15 protein-coding genes are annotated in these 16256 nt (G+C 68.1%); 10 read left to right on the top strand and 5 right to left on the bottom strand.

Going from position 1 to position 16256, the window contains the following annotated elements:
- Window positions 1-176: 176 nt before the first annotated feature.
- From purE to JSY13_RS03835, 3 genes are all read left to right on the top strand, one after another.
- Window positions 177-644, top strand: a complete 468-nt coding sequence (gene purE, locus JSY13_RS03825; RefSeq protein WP_259608120.1) for a 5-(carboxyamino)imidazole ribonucleotide mutase — start codon at window positions 177-179, stop codon at window positions 642-644.
- A complete protein-coding gene (locus JSY13_RS03830) occupies window positions 641-2089 on the top strand; it encodes an LCP family protein (protein WP_259607716.1) in 1449 nt (482 codons plus the stop codon). The genes purE and JSY13_RS03830 overlap by 4 nt, the downstream gene beginning before the upstream one ends.
- 74 nt (window positions 2090-2163) lie before the next feature.
- Entirely contained in the window at window positions 2164-3246 is a 1083-nt protein-coding gene (locus tag JSY13_RS03835; RefSeq protein WP_259607717.1) for a glycosyltransferase, read from the top strand.
- Window positions 3247-3280: 34 nt separating this feature from the next.
- On the opposite strand, the gene JSY13_RS03840 is transcribed toward JSY13_RS03835, so the two are convergent.
- Together JSY13_RS03840 and JSY13_RS03845 are read right to left on the bottom strand one after the other, a co-directional pair.
- On the bottom strand, window positions 3281-4015 hold the full coding sequence (locus JSY13_RS03840) for an ABC transporter ATP-binding protein (RefSeq protein WP_259607718.1): 735 nt from the start codon (window positions 4013-4015) through the stop codon (window positions 3281-3283).
- Window positions 3999-4856: an ABC transporter permease gene (locus JSY13_RS03845; protein ID WP_259607719.1), complete on the bottom strand. Its 858-nt coding sequence runs from the start codon at window positions 4854-4856 to the stop codon at window positions 3999-4001. Before JSY13_RS03845 ends, JSY13_RS03840 begins: the two co-directional genes overlap by 17 nt.
- Before the next feature lie 153 nt (window positions 4857-5009).
- On the opposite strand from JSY13_RS03845, the gene JSY13_RS03850 reads away from it, so the two are divergent.
- Genes JSY13_RS03850 through JSY13_RS03880 form a run of 7 tightly spaced genes read left to right on the top strand, consistent with a single transcriptional unit; the run spans window position 5010 to window position 13845 of the window.
- Window positions 5010-6692, top strand: a complete 1683-nt coding sequence (locus tag JSY13_RS03850; RefSeq protein ID WP_259607720.1) for a glycosyltransferase — start codon at window positions 5010-5012, stop codon at window positions 6690-6692.
- Entirely contained in the window at window positions 6686-7585 is a 900-nt protein-coding gene (locus tag JSY13_RS03855; protein ID WP_259607721.1) for a glycosyltransferase family 2 protein, read from the top strand. Before JSY13_RS03850 ends, JSY13_RS03855 begins: the two co-directional genes overlap by 7 nt.
- 15 nt (window positions 7586-7600) lie before the next feature.
- Window positions 7601-9553, top strand: a complete 1953-nt coding sequence (locus JSY13_RS03860) for a DUF6541 family protein (protein WP_259607722.1) — start codon at window positions 7601-7603, stop codon at window positions 9551-9553.
- Window positions 9550-10440 (top strand): glycosyltransferase family 2 protein, encoded by an 891-nt coding sequence (locus JSY13_RS03865; protein WP_259607723.1) that lies wholly within the window; start codon window positions 9550-9552, stop codon window positions 10438-10440. Before JSY13_RS03860 ends, JSY13_RS03865 begins: the two co-directional genes overlap by 4 nt.
- Window positions 10441-10490: 50 nt before the next feature.
- Window positions 10491-11627, top strand: a complete 1137-nt coding sequence (locus JSY13_RS03870) for an NAD-dependent epimerase/dehydratase family protein (protein ID WP_259607724.1) — start codon at window positions 10491-10493, stop codon at window positions 11625-11627.
- On the top strand, window positions 11624-12724 hold the full coding sequence (locus tag JSY13_RS03875) for an acyltransferase family protein (RefSeq protein WP_259607725.1): 1101 nt from the start codon (window positions 11624-11626) through the stop codon (window positions 12722-12724). Before JSY13_RS03870 ends, JSY13_RS03875 begins: the two co-directional genes overlap by 4 nt.
- A 17-nt stretch (window positions 12725-12741) precedes the next feature.
- Entirely contained in the window at window positions 12742-13845 is a 1104-nt protein-coding gene (locus tag JSY13_RS03880) for a glycosyltransferase family 4 protein (protein ID WP_259607726.1), read from the top strand.
- Window positions 13846-13866: 21 nt separating this feature from the next.
- Here the strand turns inward: JSY13_RS03880 and JSY13_RS03885 are convergent, their stop codons facing one another.
- Genes JSY13_RS03885 through JSY13_RS03895 form a run of 3 tightly spaced genes read right to left on the bottom strand, consistent with a single transcriptional unit; the run spans window position 13867 to window position 16251 of the window.
- The gene (locus tag JSY13_RS03885) at window positions 13867-15156 is read right to left on the bottom strand and encodes a hypothetical protein (protein WP_259607727.1); all 1290 of its coding nucleotides are present in this window, start codon (window positions 15154-15156) and stop codon (window positions 13867-13869) included.
- Entirely contained in the window at window positions 15119-15517 is a 399-nt protein-coding gene (locus JSY13_RS03890) for a DUF2304 domain-containing protein (RefSeq protein ID WP_259607728.1), read from the bottom strand. Before JSY13_RS03890 ends, JSY13_RS03885 begins: the two co-directional genes overlap by 38 nt.
- Complete coding sequence (locus JSY13_RS03895; RefSeq protein WP_259607729.1) at window positions 15514-16251, bottom strand: glycosyltransferase family 2 protein; 738 nt, start codon at window positions 16249-16251, stop codon at window positions 15514-15516. The genes JSY13_RS03890 and JSY13_RS03895 overlap by 4 nt, the downstream gene beginning before the upstream one ends.
- Window positions 16252-16256: the final 5 nt, after the last annotated feature.

A 16256-nucleotide genomic window follows, 5' to 3' on the forward strand; every position in this document is an offset into this window, starting at 1 on the left:
CCGGTCGGCGGGCTCAGCGTCCGGTCGGCGGGCTCAGCGTCCGGTCGGCGGGCTCAGCGTCCGCCCCGCGTGCGGCGCGGAGCGCGCCGTTGCGCCGATCTCACAGGCGCGGCCCGTACCCTGTCATGGTGACTGAGCCACTGCACTCCGCGAGCGCGCCCCTGGTCGGCGTGGTGATGGGATCGGACTCCGACTGGCGCGTCATGAGCGACGCGTCCCAGGCGCTGACCGACTTCGGCATCCCGCACGAGGTCGAGGTGGTGTCCGCCCATCGCACCCCCGGCAAGCTGGTCGCCTACGGACGCGAGGCGCGCGCCCGCGGCATCCGCGTGATCATCGCCGGGGCCGGGGGAGCCGCGCACCTGCCCGGCATGCTCGCCTCGGTCACGGCACTCCCCGTCATCGGGGTGCCTGTGCCGCTGGCCTACCTGGACGGCATGGACTCGCTGCTGTCGATCGTGCAGATGCCCGCCGGCATCCCCGTCGCGACCGTCTCGATCGGCGGCGCACGCAACGCCGGCATCCTCGCCGCCCGCATCCTCGGTACCGCGGATGCCGCTCTCGCCGACCGCGTCGAGGAGTATGCGCGTGACCTGGAGGCGCAGGTGGAGGAGAAGAACGCGCGGCTGAAGGGCTCCCTGTGACGTTGACCGCGGCGCCTCACACCGCACGGCGGCCGCTGATCGAGACGCGGCCGCTGCGGAATCCGGATGCCTCCGACCCGAGGTTCATGGGCCGGCGCGGCTGGTGGCTGGTCGTCATGAACGCGCTGGTTCCCGGCTCCGCACAGGTGCTGGCAGGCAACCGGCGGCTCGGCCGCTTCGGGCTCGGGGCGACGCTGACCGGCTGGCTGCTGCTGCTCGTCGCGGCGGGCCTGGCGCTGTTCGCGCCCCGGGCGCTGGTGTGGATCACCACCGGCCCGCTCTCCTGGATCCTGCTCACCGCGGTGCAGATCCTGCTGATCGGCTACGCGGTGCTGTGGCTGGTGCTCACCGTCGACGCGATCCGGCTGGTGCGGCTGGTCAAGGTGCCGACGGCGTCACGCTGGGCGATCCCGATCGTCGCGCTGCTGGTGTTCGCGCTCGCCGGGTCCGGCGCGGTCTACGCGTCCACCGTCGCCGCGTCCAGCCGCGGCGTGCTCGGGTCGCTGTTCGGCAACAGCGGGCCCAGCCTGCCGCCGAGCGACGGCTACTACAACATCCTGCTGTTGGGTGCCGACAGCGGCGACGGACGTGATTCGATGCGGTTCGACAGCATCTCGGTCGTCTCGGTGAACGCCGATACCGGGGCGGTGACCATCACCGGCATCCCGCGCGAGCTGCCCGGCGTGCCGTTCAGCGAGGGCAGCCCGATGCATGAGCTGTACCCGGATGGGTTCGAGGGGCACAGTTCGCAGACCTGCGGCTGGAACGGCTGGATGAACCACGTCCGCAACGCCGCCGAGGTGTGCCGCGAGGACGGCGGCGCCGGGCTGTATCCGGATGCCGCGGCGCACGGATCCGCTCCCGGCATCGAGGCGACGAAGGACGCCGCGGAGGGCGTTCTCGGCATCGAGATCCCGTACTACGTCTTCCTCGACATGAACGGCTTCGCACAGCTGATCGATGCGCTCGGCGGAGTGGACATCGAGGTCACCGAGCGACTGCCGAAGGGCGGCGGGCCGTCGTACCCCGGCGAGCCGGTGGAGGACTGGGCGATCGGCTGGATCGAGCCCGGCAGGCAGCACATGGACGGCGACACCGCGCAGTGGTACGCGCGCTCGCGGTACACCACCAGCGACTGGGACCGGATGAAGCGGCAGCGCGAGCTGCAGGTGGCGATCCTCGAGCAGTTCACGCCGCAGAACGTGCTGACCCGGTTCAACGAGATCAGCGCCGCGGGCACCGCGCTCATCGAGACCGACCTGCCGCGGGACAAGCTGCCCGAGTTCTTCGACCTGGTGACGAAGGCCAAGAAGCAGCCGGTGACGCGGATCGAACTCACCCCGGAGTTCGGGGTGGACGAGCACGAGCCCGACTACGGTCACATCCGCGAGCTGGTGCAGCAGACCCTGCATCCGCCGACCCCGGAGCCGACCCCCGAGGGCTGACCCGCCCGGTCGTTGAGCGAGGACGCCCGGAGGGGCGCCCGAGACGAAACGCGCCCCTCCCGTAGGCTGGTCCCATGAGTGTGCAGCTGCGCGTCGTCCTGGATCAGCTCGCGCACGTCGCCGACCCCGATCAGGCGGCCGCGGCCCTCTCTCTCACCCACGGCCTCGTGGCCACCGCGCCACGCGGCTGCGCCGTCACGGCGATCGTCCCCGCGGGCAGGGAGGCCGGCATCCCGGGCATCCCGGGGGTGCGCGACGTGCACCGCCTGCCGCTCGGCCGCCGCGAGCTGCTCGCCTCCTGGCAGATGGGCATCGCCCCCGGACTCGGCGGCGGCCTCATCCACGCGCCGACCCTGGCCGCGCCGCTGGTGCGGCACGACAGGGTGCACGACCACGATCAGATCACCGCGACCCTGTGGGACCTGTGTGCGTGGGAGACCCCGGAGCTGCTCAGCAAGCCGTCCGTGGTCTGGCACCGCGCGATGCTGAAGCGCGCGGTGAAGCATGCGGATGCCCTCGTCGTGCCCTCGCATGCGATCGCCGAGCGGCTCGCCGACCTCGCACCGCTCGGCGACCGGATCCGGGTGATCGCCGGAGCGGCGCCGGACGGCTTCACGGTGCCCGCCGACGCCTCCGAGCGTCGTGCGGCCCTGCAGATCCCGGAGCGGTACGTCGTGCTCACCGGCGTCGGGGAATCGTTCGCCGACGGCTTCCGCGCCGCGGCCCGCGCTGACGTCGACGCCGTGGTGCTGGACGCCGGCGAGGGCGGCGAGCCGGCCCTGGCCGAGCTCGCGGCCGCGAACGGGCTGCCCGAGCAGCGCGCGCACATCCGCGGATCGCTCGGGCCCGAGGACCGCGCCGCGGTTCTCGCCGGCGCCGCGGCGCTGGTCGCCACGAGCGCGAACGCTGCCTGGCCGTGGCGCGTGATCGAGGCGATGGCGCTCGGCGTGCCGGTCGTCGCCGTCGACAGCGGGGTGCATCGCGACGTGATCGCGGACGGGGGAGCGGTGACGGATGCCGGGGAGCTCCCCGACGCCCTCATCGACGCCCTGGGGGCCGGAGAGCGGCGCCTGCGGGTGCTGGCCTCGGACCGCGCCAAGGCGTTCTCCTGGCCCAGCTCGGCCGAGCGGCTGTGGGCCCTGCACGCCGACCTCTGAGCGGGCGGCGGGCGACCGGTGCGTGCGTCGCGGGTCAGGCGCGCATCAGTTCGACGGCATGTTTGCTCGGGCCGTCGAACTGCAGCTTCCCCTGACTGAGCAGGATGCCGCGCTCGCAGAGATCGGAGACCATGTTGAGGTCGTGACTCACGATGACGAGCGTCTTGCCCTGCTGGTGGAGCTCGCGGATCCGGTCGAGGCACTTGCGCTGGAACGGCTCGTCGCCGACGGAGAGGATCTCGTCGATCAGCAGGACGTCGACTTCGGTGTGGATCGCGACCGAGAAGGCCAGACGCAGGAACATGCCCGACGAGTAGTGCTTCACCTCGGTGTCGATGAACTTCTCGATCTCGCTGAACGCGACGATGGAGTCGAAACGCTCCTCCGTCTCCTTCTTGGACATGCCCAGGATCGCGGCGTTGAGGTAGATGTTCTCGCGGCCGGAGAGGTCCGGGTGGAAGCCGGCGCCGACCTCGATGAGACCGGCGACACGGCCCCGGGTGAGGACGCCGCCGCGATCGGGGGACAGGACACCCGAGATGAGTTTGAGCATGGTCGACTTGCCCGAGCCGTTGAAGCCCAGCAGCGCCACTGACTCACCCTCGCCGACGCGGAACGAGACGCCGTCGAGTGCGCGGAACTTCGTCGTGAGCGGCTTGCGACGGATGGCCGCAAGAGCGGTCTCCTTGATCGAGTGCGTGTGCCGGAGGGTGAACTCCTTGCGCACGTCGTCTACGACGATTCGGGGCTGATCAGAGATCCTGGGCAAAGCGGCCCTCCAGGCGACGGAACACGAACTGCCCGAAGGCAAGCACGACGAGCGAGATCAGCAGAGCGATGGCGCTGAACGTCCAGAGCGAGGGCAGCGGGCTGGCGCCGTTCGGACCGAGAGGCATCCAGATGCCGTAGTGGAACAGCTCGACGGCCACCGTCACCGGGTTCAGGCGATACAGGGTGAAGAGCCAGTCCGGGATCACATCGGCGACTGCGGTCCACGCGTACATCACCGGGGAGGCCCAGATCGCGACCATCACGATGATCTCCACGAAACTCTGCGCATCGCGGAAGGTGACGTTGATCGAGCCGAACAGGAGGCCCAGACCGCTGGCGAGGATCGCGACGACGACCAGGGCGAGGAGGATCGCCGCGAAGGACAGCACCGACGGTGACCATCCGAAGAAAAGGGAGATCACCATCACCACGAGGATCTGCGGGAGCGCGTTGACCGCAGCGATCAGCATGCTGGCGATCGGGAACATCTCACGCGGAAGGTAGATCTTCTTGATGAGCGCTGCGTTATCCACGAGGGAGCGGGTGCCGTTCGAGAAGGCCTCATTGAAGAACGTGACGATCGTGATGCCCGCGAGCAGGTAGATCGGGAAATACTCCAGCTGCCGGTTCATGCCGAGGAAGACACCGATGGCGAAGTAGAACACCACGAACTGGATCAGCGGCTTGACGTACGACCACAGCCAGCCGAAGATCGAACCCCGGTATCGAATCTGCACCTCCTTCCGCACGATGAGGGAGAGGAGGTAGCGATGACGGAAGACCTCCGCGAGTCCTCTCTGAGAACCAGGGACGGCGAGCTTGCTTCCGTCGTCTGTCATGCGGGTTCCGGGCACCATGCCATCTTAGAAGCTCACCGCTGACCGTCTGCTCAGGATCGATTGGCCCGAGAGGCCCTGCCAGCTATCCCGAAGAATGCCCGCGATACAATCAGCGACGTTGTGCCTGACCGTCTGCTCTGAAAGTTCTATTACGTGACTCTTACGCATGTGCATGGCCTGCCGGCGGTGTTCGAGACCGACGACCCCGTCCTGGATGCGCTGACGGAACGGGAACGCCGGTTGCTCGCGGGGGCGCTGAACTTCCACGCGCTGATGGCGCCGGAACGCACACTCGACGTGCATCTCTACGATGGCGGCGTCGAGAACACGCCGCGCACCACGGACGATTCCACGTTCACCGGGGAGTCGCGGGAGAACCGGAAGCGGCTGCACACATTCCGGGTGCGCAGCCTGGCCCCGGTGGAGAACCGCACCGCAGGCCCGGCCGAGAACGAGGCGGAGCAGCTGATCGGCCGCACCTCGCGCCACCTGCACATCTCCCGGGACGAGGTGCTCGAGTTCGACCCCATCCGCCCGGCCCGCACCGACCTGGTCGGCCGGATCGCCCGGCGCGTCAAGGCGAAGACGCCGCTGCTGTACGACGACCTGCGCGACGTCGTGCTGGCACGCCACACCCGCCGGCTGAACCGGCCCGTAGAGCGCCAGCAGTACGACAGGCAGTTCGCCGCGGAACATGTGCATCCGGCCGCTCGTGTGGAGCTGGCCGGTCCTGTTCCGGAGGGCGCGCCCAGGGCCGTGATCATCGGAATGCACTGGTTCGAGCTCGGCGGCGCCGAGCGGTGGGCCTTCGAGACCGTTCGGCTGGTGAAGGAGGCCGGGTTCCTGCCCATCGTGCTGACGAACCGCGACTCCCAGCATCCGTGGATCACCCGCTCGGAACTCGACGGGGCCATGCTGATCCCGTTCTCCGAGCCCACCGTGTTGTCCCAGTCCCTCGGCGTCGAGCAGCTGCTGCGCGCGCTGCTGCGCACCTTCGATGTGCGCGGGGTGGTGGTGCACCACAACCAGTGGCTGTACGACCGGCTCGCGTGGATCGTCCGATCGCGGCCGGGCATTCCGGTCGTGGACTCCACGCACATCGTCGAGTACCGCGGTGGGGGATATCCGCTCAGCGGTGCCCTCGTGACGGAGAGCATCACCAAGCACCACGTGATCTCACCGAGCCTTGCGAAATGGATGACCCGCGCTCAGCGGATCCCCGAGGACAAGGTCGTGATGGCGCCTCTCGGGGGCCTGACGGTCAAGCCGAAGGATGCCCGGTTCCGGGCCCGCAAAGACGGCGAACCGTTCACCGTCGCGTTCGTCGGCCGGATGGCTCGCCAGAAGGCGCCGGAGGTTTTCGTGGCGATGGCTCGGCGGCTGCGACGCGTGGATCCGGGGATCCGTTTCATTCTGCACGGTGACGGCGAGCTCGCGAGCTGGGTGGACGACGTGATCGCCGGCATGGGTATGACCGATGCGATCGAGCGGAGGACGTCTGCCGTCCCCGTCTCCCGGACGCTGGACGAGGCGCATGTTCTCGTCGTCTCGTCGCATAATGAGGGACTGACGCTGACGACCCTGGAGGCGATCACTCACGGGGTCCCCGTCGTGTCCACGGACGTCGGCGCGCAGCGCGACATCATCCCGGATATCGCGCTGGTGCCACGATTCGCCCATCGCGCCTCGCGCGGTCTGGCGTCCGTGGTGTCGAGGCTGGTGAACGACGAGGCGGCGCGCGAGCAGCTGTGGCGCCGCGAACGGAAGGCGGAGAAGAAATTGCTGGCCAACACGACGGCGACCGAGTGGTTCGCGGAGGAGGTGCGCGGATGGTGACGGTGGCAGCGGTCGTCGTCACGTTCAACCGGCTCGAGAAGCTGAAGAACGTGATCGCCTCCATCGAGGCGCAGACCCATCCTGTGTCCACGCTGTTCGTGATCGACAACGCTTCCACCGACGGCACCGGCGAGTACCTGTCGACGCTGCAGACGACGGTTCCGCTCGAGGTCGTGACGATGACCGAGAACCTCGGCGGGGCCGGCGGCTTCGCCGAGGGCATGCGACGCGGCTACGCGTCCGGCGCGGATCACGTCTGGATCATGGACGACGACTGCTACCCGAAGCCGGACGCGCTCGCCGCCCTGGTCCGCGGCTTCGCCGAGGCGGTGGCCGAGCTCGGCGGCGATGTGCCGTTCGCCTGCTCCGTCGTGGAGTTCACCGATGGGAACATCTGCGAGATGAACAACCCGGTGCCCACCTGGGACTGGGCGCGGCTGCTGGTCAAGGGGCAGCAGAACGTCATGGTGACCGCGTGCTCGTTCGTCTCGGTGCTGATCCCGCGCTGGGCGATCGCCGAGTACGGGCTGCCGTACGCCGAGTACTTCATCTGGTTCGACGACCGGGAGTACACCCTGCGGGTCACCAAGCGCTGCCCTGGCGTGCAGGTGCTCGACAGCGTCGTCGTCCACGACATGGGCGATAACAAGGGCGTGAACTTCGCCATGGTGAACCGCCAGAACTACTGGAAGTTCGCCTACGGAGTGCGCAACGAGAGCTCGTGGCAGCTCCACCACCGCGGCGTACTGTACTACCTGGAGTTCGGCGCCCGCCTGTTCGTGAGTCTGCACCGGGGGCGCGTGCCGTTCGATCTGCGGGCAAAGTTGATCGGGAAGTGGCTGCGCGGGATCACGTTCAACCCCGCCGTGGCTCATGTCGAAGCTCGCGTCTGAATCCGGGGGGATGCGATGAGCGAATGGCTCGCATTCATCCCCGCGGTGGCGGCAGCGATCGGTGTGCTGTTCGTGCCCGGGCTGGTTCTCGGTGTCGCATTGCGGCTCCGCGGCTGGTGGCTGGTAGCGGCCTCGGCGCCGCTCTCCGTGTCATTGATCGTTGTCGCCTCGATTGTCGCCGGATGGATCGGTCTGCGTTGGACCGCGTTGCCGGTGCTGGCTTTGACCGCGATCGCTGTGATCGCTGCATGGTGCTGGGCGCGCTGGGTAGGAAACCCTTTATCGAGGCCAACTTCCGGAGCGCGACGTCGCGCGATCGCGCCCGCCGTGATCGGGTTTCTCGCAGGGGCCGTCCCGATCGGATGGGTTCTCGTGCGGGGCATGGGTGACCCTCAACTGATAGCACAGCGCTACGACAACTTCTTCCATGTCAATGCCATTCAGTACGTGCTCGACACCGGCAGCGCGTCCCCGTTCTGGGTCGGGACGATGACTGCCCCGGGGAACCTGCTCTTCTATCCGTCCGGGTGGCATGCGGCGGGATCTCTCGTCGCGCAACTGTGTGGCTGCGGCGTGGGTATGGCGAGTAACGCTCTGATCCTCGTGACGGCGGCCGCTGTGTGGCCGCTGGCCGTCATCCTGCTTGCGCGCACCCTATTCGGTGGGAGCGCGTTGGTGACGGTCGCTGCCGGCGCCCTCTCCGGAGCGACTCCTGCGTTCCCGTACCTGCCGCTTCACTACGGACCCCTCTACCCGCTGTTCTTGGGCCTGGCGATCGCCCCCGTGTCGATCGCCGCCCTCATCCGGCTGCTCCGCCCTGGCCGAATTGCGCGACGGCACGACATCGCCCTCCTGGCCGTGCTTCTGACGCCAGGCGTCGCCGTGGCGCATCCGGGCGCGCTCCTCGCCGTCCTGGCGCTGACCGTTCCGTCTGTCGTGATGCTCGGGTGGTGGCTGTGGCGTCGCACTTCTACGCTTCGGTGGCGACTGTGGATCATCCTCGGCGGCGTGTCGTTCGCGGTGACCGCGATGATCGTGCTGCGATTCGTTCGCCCGCCGGCATCGGAGATCTATTGGCCTCCTACCGGTACCCTGCCGACCGCCGTGGGCGAGATCGTGACCGCCGCCCTGTTCGGATACCCGGTTGCCTACCTGTTTGCAGGGCTCGTTCTGGTAGCGGTCGTGAGGTGTTGCCGTCGGCCGGCCTATGGCCGATCGGTCGCGCTCGGCATGGGCTTCGTCGGGGCGTTTCTCTATATCGTCGTTGCGGGCTCGCCGTTCGAAGAGCTGCGCATGTGGCTCACCGGACCGTGGTACAACAATGCTCCCCGTCTTGCGAGCATCTGGGCGCTCGGCGCCGTTCCCCTTGCGGCGGGCGGAGTCGCCGTGCTCGTTCGCTGGGCTGCCCGTCGAGCGCGACGAATGTCCGCGCCGTCGCTGGCCGCACCAGTGGTCCGCCGCGCTGGCCTGCTAGTGCTGGCGATCGCGATCGTGACACTGTCGCACAGCGGCGCTCTACGCCAGGCATCCGCTGACGTGCACTTCGTCTACGGAGACGATGGGGGCGGCCCGATCCTCTCGGCCGGTGAGTATCGCCTCCTTGAGCACGTGGACGACCTCGTTCCCGAGGATGCTGTCATCGCCGGTGATCCGTGGACCGGTACATCTTTCGCGTATGGCATCAGCGGGCGAAAGGTCCTGATGCCTCACCTTCTGATGGACGAGACCAGTCCGGCGCGACTGATCAACGAGCGGTTCGCGACCGACGCCGACGAGCCGGAGATGTGTGAGGCGCTTCGCGAGACGGGCGTGCGGTACATCCTGGACTTCGATGGGCCTGACCTGATGGAGAACGAAGGCGGGTTCGACGGCGTGAGTGACCTGAGGGAGTCGCCGTTCGTCGAACTCGTCGCCTCGGAGTCAGGTGCGCGCCTATATCGGATCACGACATGCGGGTTGGAGAAATGACACACGAGATCTTCGTTCCGTACTGGGGCGACCCCGGACTGCTGTTCGACACCGTCGCTTCGGTGCGGGCACAGCGGTCGCCAGATTGGCGGATGGTCGTCATCGACGACTGCTACCCGGATGCCAGCGTGCCCGCGTACTTCGCGGCATTGGATGACCCGAGGGTCGAGTACGTTCGGAACGAGAAGAACCTGGGCATCACGGAGAACTACCGCGAAGCCATCCGCCGGGCGACGAGCCCGTTCATCACGATCCTGGGCTGCGACGACCTCATGCACCCCAACTACCTCGATGTCGTGGGCAACGCCGTCGCTCGTGTCCCGGACGCCGACGTCGTCCAACCAGGTGTGGTGGTGATCGACGAACACGGTGTCGCGGGGCTTCCTCTCGTCGACCGTGTCAAGCAGCAGCTGCTCGCTCCGCGCGCCGACGACGGCATCGCGGTCCTCCGTGGTGCCGACATGGCGACCAGTCTGATCCGCGGCGACTGGCTGTACTGGCCATCCCTGACCTTCCGCACGGAGACGCTCAAGCGCATCGATTTCCGGGACGGGCTGCCGATCATCCAGGATCTCGCGCTGCTGATGGATATCGCCTTCGATGGCGGAACACTCGTCTACGCTCCCGAACTCGCCTTCTCGTACCGCAGGCATCGCGCCAGCGCCTCACAGAAGACCTTGCTCGACGGCCGCCGGTTCTCCGACGAGCGCACGTACTACCGCCAGGCGCATGCACTGGCGGCGGCGAAGGGATGGACGCACACAGCCCGCACGGCGCGGCTCAGGGTGATGTCGCGTCTGCACGCGATCACTGAGCTCCCGGGCGTCCTCCGGCACGGCAACGCCGCAGGAGTAAGATCGACCCTTGCGCACATCTTCGCCATCTGAGCAGTCCGCTCCGGCACCGTCCGTGCCGCCGACATCTGGGAGACCTTCGAATGACTGAGCATGTGCTGATCACCGGTGGAGCGGGCTTCATCGGCTCGCGGCTGGCCGCCCGATTCGCCGAGGCTGGATACACCGTCACCGTGCTCGACTCCCTGATCCCACAGGTGCACGGCGACGATCCCGCGACGACCTCCCCTTTGCTGCGGTCGCTCGACGGGATCGCCACCGTGATCGAGGGGACGGTGACCTCCAAGGACGACCTGCGACGTGCGATCGACGGCGCGCAGATCGTCGTGCACCTGGCCGCCGAGACAGGCACTGGCCAGTCGATGTACGAGATCGACCGATACGTCGAGGCCAACGTGGGTGGGACGGGGAAACTCCTGGACATCCTGACCAACGAGCCGAACGAAGTCCGCCGCATCGTCATCGCATCCTCGCGATCGATCTACGGGGAGGGTGCGTACCGGACCGAGGACGGGCGCCTCGTCTACCCGGGCCACCGTCAGGACGCGGACATGGCGGCCGGCGACTTCGAGGTGCATATGCCGGGGGAGGGACCGCTCACCATGGTCCCGACGGACGAGTCGGCCAAGCTGCACCCGTCCAGCGTGTACGGAATCACCAAGCAGATGCAGGAGTCGCTGGTCATGACCGTCGCGCCGGCGATCGGCAAGGAGGCAGTGTCGGTTCGCTATCAGAACGTCTACGGGCCGGGTCAGTCGCTGAAGAACCCGTACACCGGGATCCTGTCGATCTTCTCCACCCTCATCCGCCAGGGCAAGGGCATCAATGTGTTCGAAGACGGACTGGAGAGCCGCGATTTCGTCTACATCGACGACGTCGTCGAGGCGACGTTCCTCGCGGCGACCACGGTTGCCGCGGCCGGTCACGTCCTGAACGTGGGATCGGGTGTCGCCACGACCGTTCTTGAGGTCGTCGACGCGCTCCAGCGGGCGTACGGGCGAGAGGTGCCGGTGACGATCTCCGGTCAGTACCGCCTCGGCGACATCCGGCACAACGTCGCGGACACCACGGCGCTCCGCGAGGTGCTCGGCTTCACCCCTGCGACGACCTTCGAGGAGGGCGTGATGCGTTTCGCCGAGTGGGTGCTCTCCGAGCCGATCGAGGATGACGGCTATGAGCGCTCGCTGAAGGAGATGGCGGATCGGAAACTGCTGAAATGAGGCCGCCGACGGTGCTCCAGGGAGCGCCGTACCCGTACCGGGCAAACAGCCTGAATCTCTTCCGGCTGATTCTCGCGGGGACCGTGCTCGTCGCGCATTCCTTCTACACCACGGGTAATGGCGAGGGACCGCACATCCGCGGGGAGAACCTCGGCGGCTGGGCCGTCGCCGGCTTCTTCGTGATCAGCGGCTTCCTGATCACGCGATCCCGGCTGCGCACGTCTGCGGGGGAGTACCTTCTCCACCGGATCGTCCGGATCTTCCCCGCTTTCCTGGTCTGCCTTGTGGTCACGGCCGCCGTGTTCGGACCAGTCGCGATGCTCATGCAGTACGGCTCCTTGGCGGGATACGCGACCACCCCCGTCACGCCGCTGCAGTTCGTGTGGAGCAACATCACGCTCTACATGAACGAGTACTCGATTGGACGCACGCTCAGCGACTTGCCGTATCGGTCGGTCTGGAACGGCTCCTTGTGGACGCTGTACTACGAGTTCCTCTGCTACGTGATGGTGTGGTTGCTCGGGGCACTGGCCTGGTTCCGCCGCAGCGCCGTGCTCGCCGTACTCGCATTCGTCGCAGCCACGGCCGCACACGCGCTGGAGTCGGTGATCAACGTGGCCGGCCTGGACGGCGATTTCCTGCTCTTCCTCAAGCTCGCCCCGTTCTTCCTCGGCGGCGCCTGCGTACACTTCGTGATCGAGCGCTGGGGGGTCAATCCCTGGATCGGTGCCGGAGCGTTCGTCGTCACCGGCGCTCTCATCCTCGGGGTTCCGGGCTGGGGAGGCCAGGCCTCCGCGCCGTTCATGGCGTACGGTCTGTTGTGGCTGGCGACTGTCGTGCCGCAGCCGCGCTGGATCGCTGTGAACGACGTCAGCTACGGGTTCTACATCTACGCGTGGCCCGTGCAGCAGCTCCTGGCTCTCGGCGGCCTCGGCATCGGCGGTGGCGCTCTCGGGCTCATCGTCTACAACGTGGCGGCAGTCCTGCTGACCTTCGTGTTTGCTTGGCTCAGCTGGCGCCTCATCGAGCATCCTGCCATGTCCCGCATCCGACGCCGGGTCGTGGTCCCCTCCCGCACCGGCAGCGCCGCAGCATGAGCTTGTAAGCTGGTCCGGTGCCCCGCGTTCTCGTCGACCTGCTCTCGTACACCGGTACCAAAGGTGGCATGGAGACGTACACGCGCGAGCTCTACCGTGCTCTCGGCGACCTGTCCGGCGACTGGGAGTACATCGGGTTCGCCTCACGAGAGGGCGCGCGCCTCGACCTGGGATGGTTCCCGGGTCGCGTCATCGAGTCCGGCATCAGCGGCGAGAACCGTTTCGTCTGGGCCTGGGGCGAACTGACCCAGGTCGCCCGGGCGGCGCGCCGCGAGGGCGCAGATCTCGTGCACGCCCCCGCGACGCTCGGCCCGCGCAGGACTGCGATGCCCACGGTCGTGACGATGCACGACATGTTGTACTGGAGCCACCCCGAGCTGATGTCCACTCCGCTGTACACGGGCCCCGTGAAGTGGATGGAACGGCAGGCCGCTGCGAACGCCGCGCGGATCATCACGATCAGCCCGACCTCGCAGCGGGAGATCTCGAGGTACCTGGGGACACCAGCGGAGAACATCGACGTGATCCCCCTCGCCGGGGAGCCGCCCCAGGGCGTGGATCGGACGCTCGCCGGGACGGAAGGCCCCGTCATCATTGCGATGGGCAACCGTCGCCCGCACAAGAACTGGGGCGCCCTCATCCGGGCCGTCGCGTTGCTGCCCGTCGCCGAGCGCCCCCGCATCATCATCACGGGCGGCCGGGGCGAGGATCCCCTCGCCGACCTGGTGCAGGATCTCGGGGTGTCGGACGCCGTCGAGTTGCGCGGCTGGGTGGATGACGCAGAGGTGGCGCGGCTCTATTCGATCGCGACGGCGCTGGCCATTCCTTCCTTCGCCGAGGGGTTCTCCCTGCCCACGCTGGAGGCGATGGGAGCCGGGATACCCGTGCTGCTGAGCGATATCGAGGTACACCGCTATGTGGGCGGGGACGCCGCGCTCTACTTCGATCCCGCCGACGACCGCGCCCTCGCGGACCGGTTGCGCGCTATCTCCTCCGACTCGCAGCTGGCGGCACACATGGCGGCGGCGGGGCGGGACCGCGCCGCAGAGTTCACCTGGGAGCGGACCGCTCGCGACACCCGGGAGGTGTTCGAACGGGCCCTCTCGCCGGTTCGCCACTGAGTCGCGGGCTCACCCTCGAGGTCAGTCTGCGGAGCGTCCGGCCCCCGCGGTGCGTGGATCCGGTGCGCGGAGCACCGCGACCGCGTGCACCACGACGCCGCCGAGGGGCCCCAGCAACAACGCGAGGGCGATCCTCGACAACGGGTCCATCGGCGCGAGGAGCAACCCGATCGTCACGACGGCACTGCTCGCCCAGCCCGCGACGTACCAGCGGTGCCGATGGGCGGCCAGCACGGCCGGGCCGGTGACGCAGAGCACGCCGGTGAGGCCTGCGCTGAAGACGATCGCCGCGAGGACGGGGCCGCTGAGCGTGGTGAACTCCGGGAACAACCATGACATCACGCCAGGGCCGAGCCATGCAGCAGCCGTCGCCAGCACTCCGGCGGCGGCCATGACGCCCGCGGACCAGAGCATGATGCGCCGCCCCACGCGGTCGACGCTGTCGCGGAACATGACAAGCAGATAGCCCTGGAGAGCCAGCAGCGGAATGATCAGCGGCGCACGGGTGAGGGTGATGACGAGGATGATCGCGGCGAGGAGCGCTTCTCCGGCATCCCCTGCGAGCACGCGCAGCAGCGCGGGCAGGCCGCTGATCAGGATCGCGGTCGCGAGCGAGGCCACCAGCGTAGCCGCGACGTTGCGCATCAGCCTGGCCATCCCGACATCGAGATGGAGATGTTCGCGCACCTGCCGCCCGGCTACCGCCCACAGCACCGCAGCGGCCAGGACGAAGGGGACGGCGGTCGCCCAACCCAGAGCGACGGCCCCGCCTCCTCCGAGCAGGGCTGCGCCGATGCAGACAGCCCGCAGTGTCGCGTCGATGACGGTCATGCCGCCTGCGGCGGTCCAGTTCTGCACCCCGTAGAGGGCGCCGCTCACGGCGGCGACCAGGGTGTATCCGAACGACGCGAGCACGACGACTCCGATCAGCGCGCCGGTGTCCTCGGGGAACAGTCGGGCGCCGATGACGGTGAAGATCACCGCCACCGTCGCGGACACGACGATGGATGCGGTCGCCGTAGCGATCGCCCAGGTTCGGAATCCCGAGGACAGGCGGCCCGCCCGCGGACGGGACGCCCTTGTCAGCTCCTGCTGGATACCTGAGAGGCACGCCACCACGAGGTATGTGGCCGACCACATCGTTGCGAACGTGAGGTATGCATCCGGCGCCAAGAGCGGGACGGCGAACTGAATCAGGTAGCCGAGCCCGCCGGCAACCGCCGTCGCCGCAAGCAGCTTGCGCAGACCAGCTGCGGATCCCGGCGCGGGGGCGTCAGTCATGCGAACCGGCAGCGCCGTCCTGCCGGACATCCCGCTCCTCGAGGCGTCTCACCCGCAGCCCCAGCTCCTCATGGTCGGCGCGGAGGATGGCGATTTCTTCGGCGGCCCGTCGGATCTCGTCCTCGGCCTGGGATTGCTCCCAGGACAGATGAAGGGTGACACCGAGCAGCAGCAGGATCGCCATGGCGAACAGCAGGTTCGCCGGCAGCACGACCCCGAAGAAGGACGTGAGGTTCAGGAGGAGTTGTGGGAAGGTGCCGATCACCAGCATCGCGAGGCTGATGACGATCCAGAGCGCCGCGTACTTCTCGCGCAGCCTTCGGGTGAGCAGCATCGCGAACACGATGCTCAACATGACGAGGGCGAGGACCACGCCCGTGATGGCGATCATGCGGCCTCCTCGGATCTGCGCGGGCGGCGCGGTCGCCGCATCAGCGCGAGCGCGAGCGCGAGCATCGACCGCGCGAGATAGATCGTCGATCCGATCGGGCCCTGGCTGGGCGTGCCGTGGGCGCGCGGGCGCATCGCCACCGGCACCTGGGTGACGGTCAGGCCTGCGTGGCAGGCGACGACCAGGGAGTCGAGGGTGTCGCCGAGATACTCCGCCGGGTAGTACGCGACGTACTGGGAGATCGCCCTCTCATTGGCCGCTCGGAAGCCGCTGGTGACGTCGGTCAGCGGGGTCTTGGCGACACGGGAGACGATGGCGGCGAGAACGACCATGGCCCACCGGCGCGGCCCGCGCACCTTGTAGTCGCCCACATCACTGAACCGCGCGCCGATCGAGATGTCTGCGCGCTCAAGTCCGCCTAGTACCTTCTCGATGTCGGCAGGGTTGTGCTGCCCGTCGGCGTCGACCTGGATCGCCCGCCGGTAGCCCTTGCGCTGGGCGTACGTGAAACCGGTGCGCATCGCGCCGCCGACGCCGAGGTTGAACGGAAGCGTCAGCACTGTGGCGCCTGCCTCGCGCGCCACCCGGGCCGTGTCATCGACCGATCCGTCGTCGATCACCGCGACGTGATAGCGGGGATCGACGGCGAGGATCTCGCGGACGGTGTTCCCGACGTTCCGGTCCTCATTCCACGCCGGCACGATCACCAGCACCGCGTCGGGCGTCTGCGTCATAGTGT

It is taken from the genome of Microbacterium neungamense, assembly GCF_024971095.1.
GTDB classification, from domain to species: Bacteria; Actinomycetota; Actinomycetes; order Actinomycetales; family Microbacteriaceae; genus Microbacterium; species Microbacterium neungamense.

Bases quoted from the DNA above. Each gene is read 5' to 3' on its own strand.
- purE (WP_259608120.1), top strand. From the start codon at position 177: ATGGGATCGGACTCCGACTGGCGCGTCATGAGCGACGCGTCCCAGGCG.
- JSY13_RS03835 (WP_259607717.1), top strand. From the start codon at position 2,164: ATGAGTGTGCAGCTGCGCGTCGTCCTGGATCAGCTCGCGCACGTCGCC.
- JSY13_RS03845 (WP_259607719.1), bottom strand. From the start codon at position 4,856: ATGACAGACGACGGAAGCAAGCTCGCCGTCCCTGGTTCTCAGAGAGGA.
- JSY13_RS03855 (WP_259607721.1), top strand. From the start codon at position 6,686: ATGGTGACGGTGGCAGCGGTCGTCGTCACGTTCAACCGGCTCGAGAAG.
- JSY13_RS03860 (WP_259607722.1), top strand. From the start codon at position 7,601: ATGAGCGAATGGCTCGCATTCATCCCCGCGGTGGCGGCAGCGATCGGT.
- JSY13_RS03865 (WP_259607723.1), top strand. From the start codon at position 9,550: ATGACACACGAGATCTTCGTTCCGTACTGGGGCGACCCCGGACTGCTG.
- JSY13_RS03870 (WP_259607724.1), top strand. From the start codon at position 10,491: ATGACTGAGCATGTGCTGATCACCGGTGGAGCGGGCTTCATCGGCTCG.
- JSY13_RS03875 (WP_259607725.1), top strand. From the start codon at position 11,624: ATGAGGCCGCCGACGGTGCTCCAGGGAGCGCCGTACCCGTACCGGGCA.
- JSY13_RS03885 (WP_259607727.1), bottom strand. From the start codon at position 15,156: ATGTCCGGCAGGACGGCGCTGCCGGTTCGCATGACTGACGCCCCCGCG.
- JSY13_RS03890 (WP_259607728.1), bottom strand. From the start codon at position 15,517: ATGATCGCCATCACGGGCGTGGTCCTCGCCCTCGTCATGTTGAGCATC.
- JSY13_RS03895 (WP_259607729.1), bottom strand. From the start codon at position 16,251: ATGACGCAGACGCCCGACGCGGTGCTGGTGATCGTGCCGGCGTGGAAT.